Source organism: Caulobacter sp. Root1472 (assembly GCF_001426985.1).
Classification (GTDB): Bacteria; Pseudomonadota; Alphaproteobacteria; order Caulobacterales; family Caulobacteraceae; genus Caulobacter; species Caulobacter rhizosphaerae.
Map to the genome: position 1 here is coordinate 36620 of NZ_LMFX01000009.1, position 20853 is coordinate 57472.

The 20853-nt window shown below is 68.2% G+C and carries 19 protein-coding genes; 7 read left to right on the forward strand and 12 right to left on the reverse strand.

Annotated elements, in window-relative coordinates:
- Positions 1-87: 87 nt before the first annotated feature.
- Together ASD47_RS07830 and ASD47_RS07835 are read left to right on the forward strand one after the other, a co-directional pair.
- Positions 88-2499: a TonB-dependent siderophore receptor gene (locus ASD47_RS07830; RefSeq protein ID WP_056754025.1), complete on the forward strand. Its 2412-nt coding sequence runs from the start codon at positions 88-90 to the stop codon at positions 2497-2499.
- A complete protein-coding gene (locus tag ASD47_RS07835) occupies positions 2499-3749 on the forward strand; it encodes a CynX/NimT family MFS transporter (RefSeq protein ID WP_056754028.1) in 1251 nt (416 codons plus the stop codon). The genes ASD47_RS07830 and ASD47_RS07835 overlap by 1 nt, the downstream gene beginning before the upstream one ends.
- A gap of 67 nt (positions 3750-3816) precedes the next feature.
- Here ASD47_RS07835 and ASD47_RS07840 read toward each other — a convergent pair whose 3' ends face one another.
- On the reverse strand, positions 3817-4539 hold the full coding sequence (locus tag ASD47_RS07840) for a TorF family putative porin (RefSeq protein WP_056754033.1): 723 nt from the start codon (positions 4537-4539) through the stop codon (positions 3817-3819).
- Between the two features lie 254 nt (positions 4540-4793).
- Positions 4794-5618 (reverse strand): SDR family NAD(P)-dependent oxidoreductase, encoded by an 825-nt coding sequence (locus tag ASD47_RS07845; RefSeq protein ID WP_162251628.1) that lies wholly within the window; start codon positions 5616-5618, stop codon positions 4794-4796.
- A gap of 70 nt (positions 5619-5688) precedes the next feature.
- Between ASD47_RS07845 and queF the strand changes: the two genes are divergently transcribed.
- On the forward strand, positions 5689-6144 hold the full coding sequence (gene queF / locus ASD47_RS07850; protein WP_056754037.1) for a preQ(1) synthase: 456 nt from the start codon (positions 5689-5691) through the stop codon (positions 6142-6144).
- Between the two features lie 39 nt (positions 6145-6183).
- Here queF and ASD47_RS07855 read toward each other — a convergent pair whose 3' ends face one another.
- From ASD47_RS07855 to ASD47_RS07865, 3 genes are all read right to left on the reverse strand, one after another.
- The gene (locus tag ASD47_RS07855) at positions 6184-6567 is read right to left on the reverse strand and encodes a hypothetical protein (RefSeq protein WP_056754040.1); all 384 of its coding nucleotides are present in this window, start codon (positions 6565-6567) and stop codon (positions 6184-6186) included.
- A 68-nt stretch (positions 6568-6635) separates the two neighbouring features.
- Positions 6636-9536: a TonB-dependent receptor gene (locus tag ASD47_RS07860; RefSeq protein WP_082564524.1), complete on the reverse strand. Its 2901-nt coding sequence runs from the start codon at positions 9534-9536 to the stop codon at positions 6636-6638.
- A gap of 329 nt (positions 9537-9865) precedes the next feature.
- Positions 9866-10483: a nitroreductase gene (locus ASD47_RS07865; protein ID WP_056754047.1), complete on the reverse strand. Its 618-nt coding sequence runs from the start codon at positions 10481-10483 to the stop codon at positions 9866-9868.
- Positions 10484-10558: 75 nt separating this feature from the next.
- Here ASD47_RS07865 and ASD47_RS07870 point away from each other — a divergent pair, with 75 nt between their 5' ends.
- Positions 10559-11179: an NUDIX hydrolase gene (locus ASD47_RS07870; RefSeq protein ID WP_056754052.1), complete on the forward strand. Its 621-nt coding sequence runs from the start codon at positions 10559-10561 to the stop codon at positions 11177-11179.
- Between the two features lie 100 nt (positions 11180-11279).
- Entirely contained in the window at positions 11280-12110 is an 831-nt protein-coding gene (cysE, locus tag ASD47_RS07875; protein WP_056754055.1) for a serine O-acetyltransferase, read from the forward strand.
- Positions 12111-12284: 174 nt separating this feature from the next.
- On the opposite strand, the gene ASD47_RS07880 is transcribed toward cysE, so the two are convergent.
- The 3 genes from ASD47_RS07880 to ASD47_RS07890 all read right to left on the reverse strand — a co-directional run bounded on the left by ASD47_RS07880 (position 12285) and on the right by ASD47_RS07890 (position 14648).
- Positions 12285-12959 (reverse strand): hypothetical protein, encoded by a 675-nt coding sequence (locus ASD47_RS07880; RefSeq protein ID WP_056754058.1) that lies wholly within the window; start codon positions 12957-12959, stop codon positions 12285-12287.
- A gap of 32 nt (positions 12960-12991) precedes the next feature.
- A complete protein-coding gene (locus tag ASD47_RS07885) occupies positions 12992-13516 on the reverse strand; it encodes a hypothetical protein (RefSeq protein ID WP_056754062.1) in 525 nt (174 codons plus the stop codon).
- 160 nt (positions 13517-13676) lie between these two features.
- Positions 13677-14648 carry a hypothetical protein gene (locus tag ASD47_RS07890; RefSeq protein ID WP_056754065.1) on the reverse strand — a complete coding sequence of 324 codons (972 nt, stop codon included), beginning with the start codon at positions 14646-14648 and terminating at the stop codon, positions 13677-13679.
- 185 nt (positions 14649-14833) lie between these two features.
- Between ASD47_RS07890 and ASD47_RS07895 the strand changes: the two genes are divergently transcribed.
- Complete coding sequence (locus ASD47_RS07895) at positions 14834-15382, forward strand: PAS domain-containing protein (RefSeq protein ID WP_056754067.1); 549 nt, start codon at positions 14834-14836, stop codon at positions 15380-15382.
- Between the two features lie 113 nt (positions 15383-15495).
- Here the strand turns inward: ASD47_RS07895 and ASD47_RS07900 are convergent, their stop codons facing one another.
- From ASD47_RS07900 to ASD47_RS07910, 3 genes are all read right to left on the reverse strand, one after another.
- Positions 15496-16434, reverse strand: coding sequence for an aldo/keto reductase (locus ASD47_RS07900; protein WP_056754071.1), 939 nt, complete (start codon positions 16432-16434; stop codon positions 15496-15498).
- 199 nt (positions 16435-16633) lie between these two features.
- Complete coding sequence (locus ASD47_RS07905) at positions 16634-18298, reverse strand: choline dehydrogenase (RefSeq protein WP_056754074.1); 1665 nt, start codon at positions 18296-18298, stop codon at positions 16634-16636.
- A 202-nt stretch (positions 18299-18500) separates the two neighbouring features.
- The gene (locus ASD47_RS07910) at positions 18501-19544 is read right to left on the reverse strand and encodes a hypothetical protein (RefSeq protein WP_056754077.1); all 1044 of its coding nucleotides are present in this window, start codon (positions 19542-19544) and stop codon (positions 18501-18503) included.
- 15 nt (positions 19545-19559) lie between these two features.
- Here ASD47_RS07910 and ASD47_RS07915 point away from each other — a divergent pair, with 15 nt between their 5' ends.
- Positions 19560-19877 carry a hypothetical protein gene (locus ASD47_RS07915; protein WP_235525822.1) on the forward strand — a complete coding sequence of 106 codons (318 nt, stop codon included), beginning with the start codon at positions 19560-19562 and terminating at the stop codon, positions 19875-19877.
- 316 nt (positions 19878-20193) lie between these two features.
- Here ASD47_RS07915 and ASD47_RS07920 read toward each other — a convergent pair whose 3' ends face one another.
- Positions 20194-20667 carry a GatB/YqeY domain-containing protein gene (locus tag ASD47_RS07920; RefSeq protein ID WP_056754082.1) on the reverse strand — a complete coding sequence of 158 codons (474 nt, stop codon included), beginning with the start codon at positions 20665-20667 and terminating at the stop codon, positions 20194-20196.
- Positions 20668-20853: the final 186 nt, after the last annotated feature.

Here is a 20853-nt window from a genome sequence, read left to right on the forward strand (position 1 = left end):
AATGTCAGATAACGTTTTGACGAACGTTGCGTAAGGTCGCAATGGCTAGCTTCACCGCCTTCCTGCGGCGGACCTGGAGCTCTGACGATGTCGATCCGCGCTTGCCTGCTCGCCTCCGCCATGGCTGTCGGCGTTCTTGCTTCGGGCCAGGCCTTTGCGCGGGACGGGGCGGGGGAGGCTCCCCAGGCCGACGCCGTCGATGCGGTGATCGTCCTGGCGCGCGACAAGGCCGGCCTGCTGGAGAAGCGGCCCAGCACCACGGTGTTCGGCCTGGAGAAGCCGCTGCTGGAGACGCCGCGCTCTGCCAGCTTCGTCAGCGACACCACCCTGACCCGCTACGGCATCGAGACGCTCGACGGCCTGACCGCCGTCTCGCCGGGAACCTACACGGCCAGCTTCTACGGCGTGCCGGGCGCCCTCAACATTCGCGGCACCCTGGCCGAGAACTATTTCCGCGGCTTCAAGCGGGTCGAGAACCGCGGCACCTATTCGACGCCGATCGGCGGGGCGGCCCAGATCGAGATCGTGCGCGGCCCCCCGACGCCGATCTACGGCGCGGGCAAGGTCGGCGGCCTGCTGAACTTCATTCCCAAGTCCGCCCGGGACGAGGGGCGGTTCCTGACCAACCCCAAGGGCGAGATCACCGCCACGTTCGGGGCCTATGACAAGAAGAACCTGACCGGCCAGGTCGCCCTGCCGGTCAGGCTGGCGGCGGCCGATGGCGGGATCTACGCCTATGGCGAGATCGACGATTCCAAGAGCTTCTATCGCGGCCTGCATCCCAAGCGGCAACTGGCGGAGGTGTCGGCGGACTTCGACTTGAACAACGGCTGGAGCACGGCCTTCGGCGGCATGGTCTACCACTCGACCGGCGACATCCAGACGCCGGGCTGGAACCGCCTGACCCAGGACCTGATCGACCACGGGACCTATGTCACCGGCCGCGACACCAGCCTGGTCGACGCGGACGGCAACGGCCGGATCACGCCCGGCGAGGTGGGCTTCTACCCGTTCGGCAGCGCGCTCTACATCCCCTATTTCGGAGCGCCGGCCAGCGACGCCAACCACACGCTGGACACGGGCCTAGGGACCACGAAGCTCGACCCGCGCACCGTCTATGTCAGCGCCGCCGACTTTTCCAAGACCTGGACCAACACGCTCTATTTCGACCTGGCCAAGCGGTTCGACGACGACAGCGTGCTGAAGCTGCAGTTGTTCTATGACGACCAGGACAACAAGCGCTTCGTCTCGTACGGCTATCCCGCCTGGTTCAAGAGCTCGGTCTGGGAGGCGCGGGCCAGCTACGCCTTCAAGCGCGAGTTCGGGGCGGTCAGCGCCAGCACGATCGTCGGCGCGAGTTATCGCGAATTCCAGGGCCGCCGGCGCGAGAGCTTCAACAGCGGCCTGATCGCCATCGACCGCCGCGACATCTCGGTCGGCGCCCAGCCCAACGACATCATCGACAGCCCGTTCAGCCGCGAGCCGGCCGGCGTCCAGGGCCTGGACTGGGAGAACGACAATCGGGGTACGTGGAGCCAGACGGGGCTGTTTTTCACCAGCGACGTCAAGCTGACGCCCCGCCTGACCCTGACCCTGGGCGGTCGCTATGATTGGTACGACGTGGCCGCGCACGACACCGGCGTCCTGCCCTTCACCGTCACGGGCCGCCAGACCGACGACCGGGGGAAGGGGACCTACGGCGCCAGCCTGACCTATCAGACGCCCGTCGGCCTGATGCCTTATATCAGCTACGCCAAGGCTTCGGCGCTCGAGGTCAGCCAGGCCGGCGAGATCGCCCCGGGCCTGGTCGCCGACGGTTCGTGGCTGTCGGACAGCGACCTGGCCGAGGCCGGCGTCAAGTTCCAGCTGCTGCGCGGAACCCTGGTCGGCTCGCTGGCGGCCTACCGCCAGAACCGCACCCAGCTGTCGGGCCTGACGTCCGTCGTCCAGGGCACGCGCGCCAAGGGTGTCGAGCTGGAGGTCCGCTGGCTGGCCTCGGAGCACTTCAGCTTCACCGCCACGGGCAACGCCCAGCACACCACGGTCAAGGGGCCGGACACCTCGTTCCAGTACATCCCCGCCTATACCGCGGGCGTGCCCGGGGCCCAGGGCTATGGCGGCAGCTATGTCGTCTGGACGTTCAGCGGCCTGCCGGGGCGCGGCGGCGACTACGACTACACGCTGATCCCCAAGTCGGTGGTCAGCCTCTACGGCGCCTATACCAGCGACCAGCACGACTGGGGTCAGGCCGGGGCGACCCTGGGCGTCACCCACGTGACCAAGACCTCGGGCACGGTGCAGGATGCGGTGACCTATCCCGCCTACGCCGTGGTCAACGCGTCGGCCTATCTGACGCGCGGGCCGTACACCGCCGAGCTCAACATCGATAATCTGTTCGACGAGCTCTATTTCACCCCGGACGCCGACACCTATGCCAATCTCGGGGCCTTGCCCGGCAAGGGGCGGGAATGGCGCGTGACCCTGAAGCGGACGTTCTGATGACCTCCACCCCATTTCGGCCCTGGCTTCTGGTCGGCGTGTTCAGCCTGCTGCTGTTCCTGATCACGGCGGCGACCTATTCGTCGCTGGGCGTGGTGATCCCGGCCATGGTTCCGGAACTGGGCTGGAGCTGGGAGCACGCCTTCCTCGGATTCACGATCCTGGGGGTGTTCACCGGCCTGTCGTCCTGGCTGCCCGCCCTGCTGATCCGGCGAATGGGCGTGAGGGGGACGGTCCTGGCCGGTGTGGCGGTGATGGCGGGCGGGCTGTTCTGCCTGTCGCGGGTTCACGCCCTGCCGATCTACTACGTCGGGACGGCCCTGTGCGGGATCGGCTTCCAGATGGCCGCCCTGATCCCCGGCACCCACGTGCTGTCGGCGATCTTCAAGGAGCGGGCCCTGCCGTTCGGGATCTATTTCACCTTCGGCGCCCTGGGCGGGGTGGCCGGGCCGTGGATGGTGGTGAGCGCCCTGTCGGCGACCCACAACGACTGGCGGCTCTACTGGGTGCTGCAGGCGATCGCGGTGGGCCTGGTCGGCCTGGTCTGCGCGGTCGCCGTGGGCGGGCCGCACTGGCTGGAGCAGGCCGGGGCGGCCCTGGACCGGGAGTTGGACGCCCAGGCCGCGGCGGGCGAGACGCCCAGCCACGTCTACCATACCGACCACGAATGGAGTGTCCGCGACGCGGTGCGCACGCCCCAGTTCTACGTGCTGCTGGCCGCCTATTTCAGCCACCTGCTGGCGGGAATCAGCGCCGCCAGCCTGACCCAGGCCCACCTGACGCAGATGGGCGTCGCCGGGGCGGTGGCGGCGGGCATGCTCAGCCTGGAAGGCGGCATGCAGGTGGTCGCGCGGCTGGGCGGCGGCGCGATCGGCGACCGGCTCGATCCGCGCTGGCTGCTGGTGTTCGCCCAGGGGCTGCTGGTGGTCGGGTTGCTGGCCCTGTCGCGGGCGACGACGCCGCTGCTGCTGACGCTGTACGCGGTCGGGGTGGGGATCGGCTTTGGCCTGACGGTGCTGGCCGTGAGCCTGCTGCTGCTGAACTATTTCGGACGCCGCAACAATGTCGAGCTGTTCTCCCTGACCTGCCTGATCGGGGCGGTGTCGGCGGCGGGGCCGTTCATCGGCGGCGCGATCCGCGATCGGGTCGGTTCATTCACCCCGGCGTTCCAGCTGTTCGCCGCCCTGACCGCGGTAGTGTTCCTGGCGGCGCTGTTCATGCGGCCGCCGCGGCCGAAGGCCGTCGCCTGATCCACCGGCAAAGAAAAAGCCGCCCCGACCGAAGTCGGGGCGGCTTCATCAGATCGTGTCGAGACGCTTAGAACGCGACCTTCAGCGAGGCGGTGACCGCCGCGTGATAGATCGAGCCGTAGTCGCTCTTGTTGGTGTCCGAGTAGCGGATGTCGGCGCTGACGTGGTCGGTGATCGCGGCGGTGACGCCGGCGTTCCAGGTCACGTAGCTGTCGGTCGCGCCGCCGAAGTAGGTCGAGGCGTCGACTTCCTGACGGCCGACGGCGCCGCTCAGGGTCAGCTTCTCGCCGACCGGGGCCGAGCCGTTCAGTTCATAGTACAGCGCTTCGCCGCCGTCGCCCGGGAATTCCGGCGAGTAGTAGACGGCCGCGCCGACGGTGGCCGGGCCGACGGCGGTCGAGGCCGCGGCCTTGACTTCGGTATAGCTGTACGAGCCCGGAGCGCCGTTCTTGTCCTTGGTGTAGCCGTAGTAGATCACGCCCAGGTCGAGGTTGAAGGCGCCGACGGTCGGCTTCACACCGGCGTAGACGTCGATTTCCTGGTCGGGGTTCGGGGTGCCGAAGTCGACGTTCGACGTCCAGACGCCCGCATAGCCGATGCCGTAGGTGGCGTCGACGCCGCCGAACACCTGGCCCTTGGTGTTGGTGTTGCTGACGCCGCGGAAGATGTAGTCGCTGGCCACGCCGACGTTGTACGACAGCTTCAAGCCGCTTTCGTCCTGCGCCATCGCGGCGCCGCCCATGGCGACCGAAGCAGCAGCGGCGACCAGCGCCAGTTTCAGAAACTTCATGTGTCTATCCCCTTTTATTCTGTTTTGTCGGCGGGAGGGTATGGAGCCCTCGCCGATCAGCGACGCCTGCAAGCGCGTTGAACACGACAGCAGTAGTTGTCGGCCAAGCCTTTGTTGCAATCTTGCTGGTCAAATCACCAGCAGAAAGCATGCCGCAGGCACAAAGTTTGGGCGGAGTGTGACGATTTTGCTTCAGAAGTGGCGTCGGGCGCCACAGTGTCAAAAGAACGATTGTTTCGGCTTTACCTGCGGCTTTAGCGCATCGCCAGACTCGCTCCGCCCAGGTGCAGGCCGGCGTCGACCAGCAGGGTCTCGCCGGTGACGTGGCGCGAGGCGGGCGAGGCCAGGAACACGGCGGCGCCGGCGATGTCCTCCGCGGTGGAGGCGACCTTCAGCGGCGTCGCGGCGGCCGATCGGGCGCGCAAGCGGTCGGTGCGCTCCTCGTCCATGACCTTGCTGAACCACGGGGTGTCGATGAAGCCCGGACAGACGGCGTTGACCCGGATACGCGGGGCCAGCGCCCGGGCCAGCGACAAGGTCATGGTCGTCAGGGCGCCCTTGGACGCGGCGTAGGGCACCGATGAACCGTTACCCACCACCCCGGCGATCGAGGCGGTGTTGACCACGGCGCCCGGCTGCGGCGCGGCTTCCAGCAGGCTGCGGGCCGCGCGGACCATCTGGAAGGCGCCGACCACGTTGACCGCGTAGAGCCGCAGGAAGTCCTCGGCGTCGACCGCGTCGAGGTCGGCGTGGTCGGGGGCGAACTTGGTGATCCCGGCGTTGTTGAACAGGGCGTCGATCCGGCCCGAGCCCGCCGCCGCCTCGGCGATCCGGCGGCAGTCGGCGTCCTGGGCCACGTCGCCCTGCACCAGGACGGCCTTGGAGCCCTCGGCCTCGACCAGGCGGGCGGTCTCCTCGGCCTCCTCCGAGCTGCGGGCGAAATTGACCACGACCAGGCCGGCGCCGCGCCGCGCGGTCTCGACCGCCATGGCCCGGCCCAGGCCCGTGGAGGCCCCGGTGACCACCACCGTGAAGCCGTCGAAATCGCGTCCGTTCATCGCCTGTTTCCGTCCCAACATCTGTTTGACGCCACGATAGCGACGCCGCGCGTGCTTGTCTCGCGCGGGCGCGGGGCCTAGATGACCGCCCATGACCGAACTTCATGTGACCCAGCTGGGCCAGGTGGTCGAGCCCGCCGCCAGCCCCGACCAGGCCGTCCTCGAGCGCGTGCCCAATCCGCAGAGCGACGTGACCTACCTGGCGCGCTTCGTGGCTCCCGAATTCACCTCGCTGTGCCCGGTGACCGGCCAGCCCGACTTCGCGCACCTGGTGATCGACTACGCGCCGGGCGACTGGCTGATCGAGAGCAAGTCGCTGAAGCTGTACCTGACCAGCTTCCGCAACCACGGCTCGTTCCACGAGGACTGCACGGTCAAGATCGGCCGCAAGATCGTCGAGATCGCGGCCCCGCGCTGGCTGCGCATCGGCGGCTACTGGTACCCGCGCGGCGGCATTCCGATCGACGTGTTCTGGCAGACCGGTCCGGCGCCGGAGGGTTTGTGGGTCCCCGACCAGGGCGTGGCGGCCTATCGCGGCCGGGGCTGAGCCCCGGCGCTTCGGCCCTCGCCCGCCTCCTGGGCCAGCCTACTGGATCGAGGCCGTGGTCAGTCGCGAAGCCCGGCGGGACTCACCAAACCGCACGGTGAAGGCGAACGTCCGTCCCTCGGGCGAGCCGCCGTCAACGGCTTTGACCCGGGTTCCGCTCATCAGGCGATGGGCGGAAGCGGCAAGGGTGGCGTCGCCGCGCTCCAGGCTCACGCAATCCACGCGACCGTTGCGGCGCGCCGTGCAGGTCAGATGGACGTCCGGCGTCCACGCGCCGACCTTGGCCGGGAACAGGGGGGCCGCCCTTTCCAGGTCGTACCGCGTCGGCGCGTCCGCCCAGGTCAGGCCGACCTCATCGAGCGTTGCGGCGGGTTGAGACGTCCCGGAGAGGGCGAGAGCGGCGAAAAGCGCGGCGAGCATCATCGAGCGTCAACTCCAAATGACAACGCCAGATAGAGTGTTGTAGGGCGCTTCGCCGCGCAAGGCTTTTCCTAGCGCGGTGACGGCGCCGGCTGCTGCGCCGGCGGCGGCGTGGGGACCGCCGGCGGCCGCTGGCCGGGGGGCTGGACGGGGCGCGAAGGGCCGATCAGCTTGCGGAAGCTGATGCGCACGGTCCGGCCGATCGGGTCGCGAAAGTCCGGCTGGTAGGCCTGGGGCGTCAGGCCCAGGCGGTCGTGCACGTCCTGGCGGGTGTCGAACAGGTTCTGGGCCTGCAGCTGCACCCGCGAGCCGCGCAGCCACGGGTGAGCGCGCAGCAGGTCCGGGCGCGACGACAGGTCGGCGAACAGGTTCAGGCTGAACGTCGACTGGTCGCTGAAGAACAGGTCCTGCTGGGTGGTCGCGCCGTTCAGGCGATAGCCGCTGCGCCAGCTGCCGTTCAGGAACGCGCCCATGCCGCTCTTGAAGACGCCGACCTGCAACTGGACCTCGTGCTCGGGCCCGGCGCCCGAGCCGCCGTCCAGGCGGTCGATGACCGGCAGGCCGTCGCGGATGGTCACCTCGTCCTTCAGTTTCCAGGTGTGGTAGAGCGAGACCTGGAATTGCCCCTGGCCGGGGCGCGGGCCGCCACGGAAACCGCCGCCGCCGCCACGGAAACCGCCGCCGCCGCCACGGAAACCGCCGCCTCCGCCGCTTCCGCCCGCGCCTGGGCCTCCACCGGGACCGCCGTCGGGTCCACGGCCGCCGTCAGGCCCGCGGCCGCCGCCGCCGGGCGGTCCGCCGCCGAAGCCCGGCAGGCCGGCGCGCGGCTTGCCGAACGGCCGTGACAGGTTGAACCCCCACCGAATCTGTTCCTGCTCCGACTTGGCGTAGTTCACCGGACGCGAGTCGACCGAGATCAGCCGGCCGTTGGCGTCGCGGACGATCCGATCGGGGAAGGCCTGCTCGATGTCGGCGGTGATGGCTGGGAAGCTATTGATCGAGTCGTCGATCCGCGTGGCCGTGTAGTTGGCGCTGATCTGCAGGTTGGTCTTGGCGTCCTTGGGCAGCGGCCGGATGTTGACGCTCAGCTTCATCACCTGGCGGCTGTCGGACACCAGGTTCGGATTGCCGCCCTCGACCCGCGTCGCCAGCACCGACTGACCGGTCCTGAAGTCGTAGATCGAGACGTTCGGCGTCGACAGGATCGGGTCGTTCAGCTGCGACGGCGTAGGGGCGCCGTCCTCGCTGGTGTAGCTGACCAGGAAGCTGAGCGGATTGATCGGCGACCAGTTGGCGCCGGCGCCCAGGGTGGTCAGTCCGCCGAAGTCCGACAGCTGCTCGTACTGGCCGTTGAAGTTGATCGATAGGTCGCCCAGCGCCGGCAGCACGCCCTTGTCGCGGTCGGCGATCGGCACGTTGAGACTGCCCTGCAGGTTGCCGCTGGTGCGCGAGATGTCGCGGTCGACCGCTGTCCCCCGGCGCACGCTGCGCGAGTCCAGCGTCTGGGTGTCGGCGCCGACCTTGAACGTGGTCGAGACGCCGCCGGCCGGGGCCTGCAGCAGGTTGCCGACGAACACCACCTCGGCGTTGGCGGTGTTCGAGGTCGACTTGGCGGTGTCGGGCGAGACCCGGGCCAGCAGGTTGGAGGGGATGTTGCCGAACGGGTTGACCGCCGGGTCGCCGGCGGCGACGGCGGCGATGAACGCCGCCGCGTCCAGGCCGCGGCCGGTGGTGGTGTCGCTGGTCGAATAGACGTAGCCGCCGGTGGCGCTCCAGCGCCAGTCCTTGATCCGGCCGTTGGCCGCGGCCGACACCGTCGCCTTCTGGGTGTCGACCTTGCGGGTCATCGAGACGTAGTCGTCGGCGTAGCGATAGAGCTCGACGTTCTGGCTGAACGGCGAGAACGGGCTGCCGGCCGGCACGACCACGTGGACGTCGGGATCGTCGGGGTCCTTCGGCAGGCCGCGGAGGCCGGGCAGGCCCAGATAGCTGAGTGTGCTGCTGTCGTCGAAGCCGCCGCTGATCGTGACCATGGAGGACTTGCCCAGCGGGCGGGTGACCGCGCCGGTCAGGCTGGCGGTGGTGCTCCGGGGCGCCAGGCTGCGCCAAGCGGTCAGGTCGTCGCTGGCGGCGGTCCCGGCGCCGGTCGCGAAATCGGCCAGGGTGGGCCGGCCGCCGAGGGCCGAGGTCGGCACGGGCGCGACGGTGACCGGCGCGCCGACCAGGGCGGTCAGGTTCGGGTCGATCGGCGTCACGCCCCGGGTGGGCTTGCCGGTCAACGGGTCGAGCTGGGGCATGCCCGTGACGTTGCCGGTCAGGTCGTAGGGCTGGCCCGACGGCGTGCGCACGATGTTCCGGTCGTCCTCCAACAGGGCGGTGTCGTGCGTGACCTTGCCGTTGAACAGCCAGCGATTGTCGCCCTGGACCCGGAAGAAGGTGCTCTGCAGGTCGGTCGAGGTGCGGTCGCCGGCGGTCGGGACCTTGACCCCCGCCTCGGTGGTCAGGGCGCGGAAGCGGCGGCGCAGGACGATGTTCACCACCCGCTGGTCGGCGCGGTAGCCATAGGTCAGCGACACTTCCTCGGGCAGGATCTCGAAGCGCTCGATGGCTTCGGGCGGGATGTCGCGGATCTCCTGGAAGCCCGAGATGCGGCGGCCGTTGACCAGCATCACCGGCTGGCCGTCGCCGCGGCTCTGGCTGGTGCGCAGCTGTGGCTCCAGGAAGGCCATCAGCTCCGAAATGCTGCCGGCCCCGTAGGCGCGGATCTGGGCCGGGTTCAGGGTCAGTTCGGGCTTGATGTCGCCCTCGACCGAGCCGCGCGGCTTGCCGGCCACCACCTCCACCGCGTCGACCTCGGCGGCGTACGGGTCCGCGTCGGCCCGCGCGGCCTGTTGCGGCGTCTGCTGCACCTGGGTTGCAGGTTCCTGCTGCGCGGGCGCGGCTTCGGGCGCGCCGTCAAGGGCGGCGGCCATGCCAAGAATCAGGAGAGAGAGCGTCATAAACCCCGTCGGCCGTAAAAAATTGGTCGGCGTGTAGGTACGCAGACATCGTCGAGCTTGGCCTTAGGCAACGCAAGGCCACATCACAAGTTACCGATGCTTAAGGTCGATTTGATGCAGGACTGTTACACAAGATGTCGCGCCTGATGCACGGCGAAGCCTGCGCCCCGCAAGTCCCACGCCTTGGGATTTGAGACTAGTCAGGTGGCGATTCTATGGCGTGTGGCCGCTATTCCAGCCGCGCTCTCCTGTCCGAACGCCTCGGACCGATGCGAAAACGCCACAGGCGTCCGGCGCGGCGCTCAATCGGCGGACCATTCGGTGGTGATCGCCGCCACGTCCGGCCGCACCCGCTCCTGCGGGGCCTCTGTCGAGGTTCCCAGATAGAGGAAGCCGGCCACCCGTTCCTCGTCCGCCAGGCCGAGAATGGCCTGGGCGCGCGGGTCATAGGCGTACCAGTCGGTGATCCAGTTGGCCCCCCAGCCCATGGCGGCGGCGGCCAGCAGCATCTGCTGGCAGACGGCCGAAGCGCTCTGGCGCTGCTCCCATTCGGGGATCTCGCCGGGGATGTGGCGGGAAATGACCGCGACGGCGACCGGCGGGCGGGTCAGCTTGCGCAGGGCGGCGTTGGCCTTGGCGGGATTGGCCTGGCTGTCGGCGAGGGCGGTGATCTTCTCGGCGAAGACGTCCTTGGCCGGGCCGCGCAGGATCACGAACCGCCAGGGCGCCAGCTTGCCATGGTCGGGCACCCGGGCGGCCAGGCGCAGCAGGTCGGCCAGCTGGGCGTCGTCCGGTCCCGGCGCCGTCAGGCTCATGGCCGAGGCCGACCGCCGCCGGGCCAGGAAGTCCAGCACGGCCAGCGACGGCGCGATCGGCAGCACTTCGCCGAATTCTGGGGCAGGGGGAACAGAACCGGCCAAGACGACCTCCGGGAAGCACGATAAGCAGCACACCTATGGCCGAGCCCCGGCCGCCACAAGTCGCGAGTCGTTCGCATGTCTGAAAAACCCTCTTGGCTCAAAGCGCACGGAGCGCCGTGGGGCGTCACGCGGGAAACCGTCGTCTACGACAATCCCTGGATCACCCTGACCGAGTACGACGCCGTCGCGCCCACCGGCCGGCCGGCCCTGTACGGCAAGGTGACGTTCAAGAACCGGGCGATCGGCGTCGTGCCGCTGCACGCCGACGGCACGGTCACCCTGGTGGGCCAGAACCGCTTTCCCCACGCCAACTACAGCTGGGAGATCCCCGAGGGCGGCGCGCCGCTGGACGAGGATCCGCTGGACGGCGCCAAGCGCGAACTGGCCGAGGAGGTCGGGCTGCAGGCCGCCGACTGGCGGCTGATCCTGACCATGGAGCTGTCCAACTCGATCACCGACGAGATCTGCCACGGCTACCTGGCGATGGACCTGACGCCGACGGCCACAGCGCCCGACGACACCGAGGACCTAGCCATAGCCCGCGTGCCGTTCGGCCAGGCCCTCGACGCGGCGGTGTCCGGCCACATGCCGGACTCCTTGACGGTGGCTTTACTGCTGCGGGTGCACCATATGGCGGTGAAGGGCCAGTTGCCGGCCGACCTGGCGCGACTTGTGCTGGCCGACGCGCGGTCTTAAGTGGCGAACGGATCGGCGGCATGGCCGTCGGATCCGAAGGCCGTCCTGGAGCATTTCCAAAAAAGATGCTCTAGTGTCGGCGTGGGCGAGGGAGATCCCGGTGGCCAAACATCTCGAGGTCGTGACGCAGGAAACGACGCCGCCCGTCTGGGCCGCCCTGCGCAACCAGGCCGAACACGCCGCCAAGGCCGAGCCGGCCCTGGCCTCGCTGCTCAACGCCGTGATCCTCAGTCACGACAATATCGCCGACGCCCTGACCTTCCAGCTGGCCCGCAAGCTGGGTGACCAGGAAATGCGGGCGATGACGGCGCGCGAGTTCGCCGCCGACGCCTTCAACTCCGATCCGGCCCTGATCGCCGCCGCCGAGGCCGACCTGATGGCGGTGTTCGAGCGCGACCCGGCCACCAAGGGCTATGTCCAGCCGTTCCTGTTCTTCAAGGGCTTCCTGGCCCTGCAGACGCACCGCGTGTCGCACTGGCTGTGGAGCCAGGGCCGTGAGACCCTGGCCTTCTACCTGCAGAGCCGGGCCAGCGAGGTCTTCCAGGTCGATATCAACCCCGCCGCCCGCATCGGCCAGGGCGTGTTCATCGACCACGGCACCGGGATCGTCATCGGCGAGACCGCGGTGGTCGGGGACGACGTCTCGATGCTCCATGGCGTCACGCTGGGCGGCACCGGCGCCGAGCGCGGCGACCGCCACCCCAAGATCGGCAAGGGCGTGCTGCTGGGCGCGGGCTCCAAGGTGCTGGGCAACATCACGGTCGGCGACTACGCCAAGGTGGCGTCCGGCTCGGTGGTGCTCAAGCCGATCCCGCCGCACTGCACGGCCGCCGGCGTGCCGGCCCGCATCGTCAACTGCCCGACCTGCGAAGAGCCGGCCCGGACGATGGACCACACGCTGGCCGACGTGGTCTATGACTACGTGATCTGAGGCCGATCGGCGTTCAACGCCGTGCGTGGTCCTCGTCCTTCGACAAGCTCAGGATGAGGACCATTCACGAAGCCCGGCTGTAGAAAACCTCATCCTGAGCGTGTCGAAGGACGAGGTTTTCGGCCCCCCGAGAGCTGAACGTCGATCCCCTCCAGCACGAAGCGATCGCGAAGCTCACTCGGCTGGCGGCAGCGCCGCCAGCCTGGCCTCGAAGTCCCGGACCAGGTTCGGATCGGCGTCGTGGCGGTGCTTTTCGAGGAAGACGGTCAAGGCCTTGCGATATTCCGCGATGAACGCGGCGTTGCCCGGGCTGGCCGCGAACTGGTTGGCCGCCTTGTCGACCGGCCCGCGGTCCATGCCGATCCGGTAGACTTTTCCGTAGGGCGACAGGTCGCGCATGATGGCAATGTTGCGCGGGAACCCGGGGATGTACTTGGCGACGAAGGTCTCGCCCTCGGGCGGGATCAGGATCTCGTTGGTGATCGGATAGATGCTGGCGGACATGGTGGTGAACCTCGTCACCACGTCGCGGCCGTCCGCTGTCTTCAGCACCGCGTCATAGGCCCATATGGGCTGGTCGTTGAGCGTGGAGCTGGTCTCCCGTGAATGGGTCACCACCGCCGCGCCGGTTTCCCCGAAGGCGTTGAGGAACAGCGCGTTGAAGATGTGGCCGGTGAAGAAGTTGGCGATGCCGAAAAAGAAGAACGGCGCCATCAGCGCGTACCAGCCGGGCTGACGCCGCCACGTCGCCATCGCCCGTCCCAGCGTGGCGCCAACGAGCACCAGGACAGGCCACGACCAGAACGGGTGGTGGGCGAGGAAGTACAGGATCGCCGACAGGGGCGCCATGAGGGCCGTCCGATGAAGGGCGCGTGCGCGCGTTACTGGCTTTTGGACTTTTCGTAGGCTTCCAGGGCCGCCCGGTCTTCCTTCGTGACGAACTCGCAGGCCAGCAGCGTCTTGCCGGGCAAGGCGGCGCTCTCGCGGGCGACGATCGAGACGGTTCCGGCGTCGGGCTGCGGCTGTTCGCTCGGCGGCAGTTCGCGCGCATAGCCCTTGGTGGAGGCGCCCATCAGGCTGGAGCGCTCGCGTTGCAGCTGGTAGCGCTGAGCCAGGGCCTCGGCCTGCTGGCCTTGGACCAGGACGCCGACCGACGTGCCGGCGAACACCACTTCGTTGGTCTTGAAGCCGTCCTGGCCGAGGTCTTGCGGCAGCTTGTAGACATAGGCCGTCAGCAGCGAGGTGTCGGGCTTGGCCAGCTTCTCGGCCGCTTCGTACAGCGCCGTGGCGGAGTCCATCGTATAGGCCGGCTTGCAGAGGGCGGCGTCGTAGAACGGTTCCGCCGCCGCGCCGGCGGCCTGCAGCGATCCTGAAACGGCGACGACGGCGAAAAGCGTACGAAGCATCGGTCTTCCTGACTGTGGGTCTATCGGGAATGATTCCTAACCCAGGATAGCAACCGCCGAGGCAGTTTTCGCGATAAAGTCGTAGATGCGAATAGTGCGCTAAAGAAAAAGGGCCGCTCCCCGGGGAGCGGCCCTTTCTGTTTCGGAAGCCGGAGCAGGGTTAGTACACCACCCCGCCGACGCCGCCGTCCAGGCTGAGGCTCAGGCCCGAGCTGGACTGCTCGCGCACCGTTTCCTCGCGATAGGCGGTGTATTTCTCGGTGGTCAGGATGGTCAGGACCTTCACGCCGGCGCCGTAGCGGCGCAGCAGCGAGCGCTCGTTGCAGTCGCGGGCCGGACGTTGCGGCCGGCACGAGAGGGCGCCGCCGCGGCCGCCGTCGGGACCGCCGGCCAGGTAGCCGCCGCCCGCGCCGCCGCGACCACCGCCGCCGCCGCCGCCGTAATAGAGGGCTTCGTTCTTGCCGCAGACATAGGTCTCGCCGCCGAAATTGGCCGCGCTGTAGCCTTCGTAGGCGCCGACCACGTACTGCATGCGCGACCCGGCGATGCAGCGATAGAGCTCGCCGTCATAGCCGCTGTCGATGTCGCGGTCGGGGGTGACCTGCGAGGCCGGGTGGGGGATGTCGCGGTCGTCCAGGCAGACGGCGCGGATGACCACGCGCTTGAACTTGGTGCGGGTGGCCTCGTAGGACGCGCGACGGCGGGCTTCGCCGCCCTCGACGTTCAGGCCCTGGATGTAGCCGGTCGACATCGGGCCGGAATAGTAGCCGCCGTGGGTGCCGCCGCCGTAATAGACGGTCGAGCCGGCCGAGGCCCCCGCGCCCGCGCCGGCTCCGGCGCTGGACCCGGCCGTGGCCGTGCTGGTGGCCGAGGCGTTGGCGTTGACCACCACCGAGCCGCCGACGTGGATGTTGATGCCGGGCACATAGACGTTGTGACCGCCGCCGCCGCAGGTGTTGCAGCCGGGCGGGGTGGGCGGACGCGGCGGCGCCGGCGGCGGCGCGCAGCAGGGCGGCGGCGGCGGCGTGCAGCTGCCGCACTGGGCGTACGCGACCCCGCCCAGCAACAGCCCACCGAGTCCAGCGGCTAGGCTGAGCCACAGCCTGGGCAAGGTCATTTTCGGCGCCTTCATCGGCCTCTTCCCTTCACAACACGCCAGCGTGCCGCTCGGCCAACGGCCAAGCAAGTTTCACGCCATGTCCGCCGCTCCACCGGGAAACTGTCCCAGGACGGCACGGTCCTGGGGCTGGCCCGGTTCTCCCTGCAAGCCCGATGCGGTCGAGAACGACCGCGTGCGAGCCCGCCAGGGGAACGACGATGTTCCATCCAAGCACGGAACGGTTGATAGACTATTGGCGTAGCAAGGCCGTTAACGCCGCCATGCCCGCGCGCGCCGCCGTCAATCCGGCCGATTTCCTGGATCTCCTGCCGCAGGTGTTCATCCTCGGCCGCGACGCCAAGGGCCGCTATCCGGTGCGGCTGGCCGGCGGATTCGTCGCCGACCTGCATGCTCGCGACCTGCGCGGCGAGGACGCCCTGGGCTTCTGGGCCCTGTCGCACCGCCTGGAGGTCAAGTCCGCCCTGGAGGTCGCCCGTCGCCGGGGCGAGCCGGTGGTGATCACCGCCGACATCCGCGCCATCGGGGCGCCGTCGGTGGGCATGGAGGTGCTGCTGGCGCCGATGACCGGCGCCGACGGCCAAGCCGACCGTTTCCTGGGTCTTTACCAGCCCATCGCCATGATCCAGCGCCTGATGGGCCGCCCGGCCTCGGACCTGGGCGTGCGCCGGATCCAGGCTCTGGGACCGGCCAATGAGGAAGCGCCGCGCCTGCGGCTGGCGACGCTGCACGGGCGGCGGATCGCCTGAGGAACATCACGAGCTTTCCGTCGGGGGGCGGAAAGAGCGGCGCGGGGCGCAGGGGCGCGCCGCGGATGGGGAGGGGGCGCCGCACGGCGACCCCTCCCCATTTCAACATCCCATCATCCCGCCGCGTTCAGGGCGTCGATCACCGCCGCCGGCAGGGCCAGCCGGGCCGCAGCCATCAGCTCGTCCAGCTGTTCGACGCTGGTGGCGCTGGCCAGCGGGGCGGTGATCGCCGGATGGGCCATGATCCAGGCCAGGGCGACCTGGGCCGGGGAGGCGCCCACCGCCTGGGCGGCGGCGTCGAGGGCGGCCAGGATCTTCAGGCCGCGCGTGGTCAGGTATGGCTTGACCGTGCGCCCGCGCGAACGCCCCTCCAGGTCCGCCTCGGTGCGGTACTTGCCGGTCAGGAAGCCGGCGGCCAGGCCATAATAGGGAATGATCCCCAGGCCTTCCCGCGCCGCCAGCTCGGCCAGCGGCCCCTCGACCTCGTCGCGGTCATGCAGGTTGAACTTCGGCTGGATGGTCTCGTAGCGCGCCAGGCCCAGGGCCTGCGAGGCCTTCAGCGAGGCCGACAGCCGCTCGGGCGAGAAGTTCGACGCCCCGATCGCCCGCACCTTGCCCGCCTTCACCAGCCGGTCGAACGCCTCCAGCGTCTCCTCGATCGGGGTGGCGGCGTCGTCCTGGTGGGCTTGGTAGAGGTCGATATAGTCGGTCTGCAGCCGCTTCAGCGAGCCCTCGACCGCCGCGGCGATATTGGCCGCCGACAGGCCCGGCTGGGCCGGCCACATGGCGACCTTGGTCAGGATCAGTACGTCGTCGCGCCGCCCCCGCGCCTTCAGCCAGCGGCCGATCACGCTCTCGGACTCGCCGCCGACGTGGCCGGGGACCCAGGCGGAATAGACGTCGGCGGTGTCGATGGCGTTGAAGCCGCCGTCGACGAAGGCGTCGAGCAGGCGGTGCGACGTCGCTTCGTCGGCGGTCCATCCGAACACGTTGCCGCCGAAGATCAGCGGGGCGGTCGACAGGCCTGAGCGGCCCAGGGGGCGGTGGGTCATGTCATGGGTCCTTCGGTTGAGGCGCCCCTTAGATATCCTCTCCCAGAGGGAGAGGAAGGGGCCCGCCGCGAAGCGGTGGGAAGGTGAGGGGTTACGCCGTCAACGGAGTGCCGGCACGCCGTCGGACATCTTACGCCCTCACCCTCCCATTGCTTCGCAATGGGCCCCTCCTTCTCCCCACGGGAGGGTTTCGCAGGTGCTAAGCCGCCGCCGCCCGTCCGTCCTCGAACACCGGGACGTCCAACGCCGCCGGCGCTGTCCTGCCGCGGATCAGGTCGGCGGCGCGCTCGGCGATCATCAGGGTCGGGGCGTTGGTGTTGCCGCCGATCAGGGTGGGCATGACCGAGGCGTCGACCACCCGCAGGCCGGCGATCCCCTGCACGCGCAGCTGGTCGTCGACCACCGCCAGCGGGTCGCCCGCCGCGCCCATCCGGCAGGTTCCGACCGGGTGGTAGATGGTCTCGGCCTTGGCCCGGACCCAGGCGTCGATCTGCTGGTCGGTCCTCACGTCGCCGCCGGGCGCGTATTCGGCTTCGCGATAGGGATCCAGGGCCGATTGGGCCACCACCTCGCGGGCGATCTTCACCCCTTCGCGGATGGCGCGGCGGTCCTCCTCGGTCGCCAGGTAGTTGGCCAGGATGGTCGGGTCGTCGAACGGATCGGCCGAGCGCAGGCCCACCTTGCCCCGGCTCTCCGGCCGCAGCTGGCAGACGTGCAGGGTGAAGCCGTCCTTCTCGACCTGCACCTTGCCGTGGTCCTGCATGATGGCCAGCACGCCGTGGATCTGGAGGTCGGGCCGGTCGAGGTCGGGGCGCGACTTCAGGAACGCGCCGCTCTCCAGGAACTGTTGCCGTCCCAGCCCCTTGCCCAGCAGCATGTAGGACAGGCCCACCCCCAGCTTGTTCAGTCCCTTGTTGGCCGAATAGGCGGTGACCAGGTTCCGCGTCGTCCACGACAGGCAGACGTCCAGGTGGTCCTGCAGGTTGGCGCCGACGCCCCTGGACTCGTGGACCACCGAGATTCCCTGCGCCTTCAGGTCGTCCGGATCGCCGATCCCCGACAGCTGCAGGACGTGCGGCGACTGCACGGCTCCGGCGCTGAGCAGCACCTCGGCGTCGGCATGGGCGACGAGGCGCTCCGGGCTGGTCCCCACGACATATTCGACCCCGATCGCCCGGCCGTTCTCGACCAGGACGCGGGTGGTGCGGGCCCCGGTCACGCAGGTCAGGTTCGGCCGGGCCAGCACCGGCAGCAGATAGGCCGCCGCCGCGCTGCAGCGCTTGCCGTCGCGGATCGTCAGGTCGTAGGGGCCAAAGCCCTCCTGGCGAAAGCCGTTGAAGTCCTGGGTCACCGCGTGCCCCGCCTGGCGGCCGGCCTCGATCAGGGCGGCGTAGAACGGGCTCTTGGACTCGCCGCGCGACACGTGCAGCGGGCCGGCGTCGCCGTGATAGGCGTCGCCGCCGCCATGATGGCGTTCCGACCGCTTGAAGTAGGGCAGGACCTCGGCATAGGACCAGCCCGCCAGCCCCATCTGCCGCCACTGGTCGTAGTCGCGGGCGTGGCCGCGAACATAGATCATGCCATTGATCGCCGAGCTGCCGCCCAGGCCCTTGCCGCGCGGCCACCACAGCTTGCGATCGTTCAGGTGCGGCTCGGCCTCGGTCCAGAACCCCCAGTTCTGCTCGCCCTTGGCCTTGATCAGCTCGCCCACCCCGGCCGGCATCCGCACCAGGATCGAGCTGTTCTTGCCGCCCGCTTCCAGCAGCAGGACCTTGACGGCCGGATCTTCGGTCAGCCGCGCCGCCAGGACGCAGCCGGCCGAACCGGCGCCGATGATGACGTAGTCGTAGCGCGTGCTGTCCATGGCTCCGACGTCGCCTCCCTGGAATGTTATCGTTGTTAAGGCAGAGAGTGGCGCGGGTTTGGACGGCCGGCAAGGGGCTGCGGAATTGTTGGTTCAGGTTAGAGGTGACCCTGATTCAAGTTTGCATTGTCAGCTTTGCAAATCGATCGCATAGCGGCGTTCGGCGAAATCTATTCGCGAGAATTCAGCATGTCGCTGGCCGCTAAGCGATGAGTTCATTGAGGACACCAGCGAAGTAACTCGGGAAGCCCGCGAGGGCATCGCGTGTTTCGGCGGCTCGCGCCCGCAATCCAAGGATCGCAGTTGAGCGATCAACCACGTGCGGGAATAGCGCGGCGAGTGCCATCGAGACGACGCGGTCGGCGAAGCCGATTTCGTAGAAGGTAATCGCCGCTCGACCTGGCAGGCCATATTTTAGACGCTTGCCCACGAGCGCGATATCGCCGGCCAAATCCGCATCTGTCGGCTCCACCAAGTCAGCGATGGTGCTGAACAGCATCGCGCCGTCAAAGCCAAAGCCCGACTCGCAGAGCCCGACCAAGCCCTCGACCCAAGGGTTACGAGCACCGATCTTGATTTCTTGGCCAGCCAGGTAGTCGTTCAACTGCCAGAAGGGCGTGGCGTCCATCCATAGTGCGGCGAGCGGGACAACAACGTCGGGGAGCGAGAGGGAGAGCAACTCGTCACTTCTCGTGTGAGTGAGGAGTTGCCCCGACAACGCGGCGAAGAGAGTGTTATCCTGCGACGCTTGGCGAACAATCGTGAGGTTATTGGCTAGCCACTCAGACAGTGCGCGGACGGAGATCGGCGAGAGAGCGGACCGACGAATACTAACGCGCAACTCTTCGCTCGGCGCTTGCTCGGCAACATAGGTGGCGATGTTTCGGAATAGAATTTGAAGTGCAGCGCGCTCGTCGTTGTCGGCCAAATGGAATGCAAGCGTGTTCGAGCAAATCAGCGCCGCGTCGTCGATAAATGAAGCCGCGTTGAAGTCGATGTGCGCGGCGACGAAGGCGGCGATCGCTTGAATAATTCGGATTCGGACCCGGAGGTATTTCTCGAAGAGGCGCGCGTCTGCCGCCGGATGGGCTGTTGTGAACTCGGCGAGCAGCGCATCAATCTGCGCCCGATCGTCGAAGACAAGTGTGTGCGCGGTCTCCAGTTGGATGGAGACCGTTCGCTCCGGTCGCCCATAACGGAACGGCTCGAAGAGTAGCGCGAGACTGCTTGCCGAGGGTTGCTTCACATCCTGGTCAGGTCATTGACGCCAGACAACAAAGAGGCGGCGGTGTCAGCTGAGGTCGCCGCGATACAGTTGGCGCTCGCTGCCCAGGTGCTTCTGGACTATCCCGCGACCATCGACCGGGTGGCTCAAGAGGGCTCAACAGAGGTCGATCCTAGGGTCTTCCCGCTTTTTCTGAGGGTGAGGCGTCGAGGCAGAGGAAAGGACGGCATACAAAAAGCGCTGCTGCTGTCGATCGCCGATCGGGCCGAAGCGATGCACTACGGCCCGATCCGAGTTCCTAGAAGCCGCGAGGAGGACGGAGAGTGGACGTTTGACCTGTTGGCGTTAAGTTGACGGCGCCGGCCCGAGCTTGCGCGTGGTTTCGCCAGCCAGCTGGATATGGTGGCTGGTATTGGCCACTCGATCGAGGATGGCGTCGGCGACGATGGGGAACAGAAATTGGGCGGGCTCCGGAACCGGACGTTCGGTCTCCGCGCCGAAAGGCGACCTTCTGAGAGTCACACAAGGTTGGTTGAGGGCAGGCATGCAAGTCGGTCGCCGCCTCATAGGCCTAGTCCTGCAAACGGCCGCGATAGGGTGCAGCGCGTGCGCGGACTGCTCGGAGAGCGTCGCGTCCAATCCCGCCGCAAGACCGCGCAGTCGCCCTCAATCAAGCCTTGGCCAACGCGCTGGCCGCCTTGCCGTCATACTGACCGCCGAAGCTCGTCTTCAGGTGGGCCATGATCATCCCGACGTTGGCGCCGGGGTTCTTGGCCCGGAAGTCGTTGATGGCCTCGCGCAGTTCCGATTCCGTCATCTGCTTCGGGCCATACGAGGACAGGATCGCCAGTTCGGCTTCAGCCGCCCTAGTCCGCTCGTCCACCTTCGACGCATCGCCACCGGCTTCGATCAGGCGCGCGCGTTCGGTCGCGAGGTTATCCAGCGTCAGCTTCGTGTTCTTCAGGAACTTCGCGACGGTTGCGGCGACCTTTTCGTCAGTGACTTCCGTCACGCCGCGCTTGAATTCTTCGGTCGTGATCTGCGTGGCTTCGCCGATCAATGTGGTGAGCACGCTGGCCTTCAGACGGTCGTTCAGCTTGCGCGCCGCGAGTTGGTCAGCTTTGAGCTCGTCGAGCAAAGCCATGTCGTCGTCCTCTCAGTTCACTCTACTCGATAGTGCTGTAGCAGCGCCCACTGACGCTGCCAAAGCCCGCCCTTGTTCGAAACGGTGTTTCATGCGCCCTCGATCGCTGGGCGTTCGGCCTGATGAAGGGTCCGGAGCGCCCATTGGAGTCATCGGCGAACTTCGTTGCAGCCAAGGTTAGCGTTC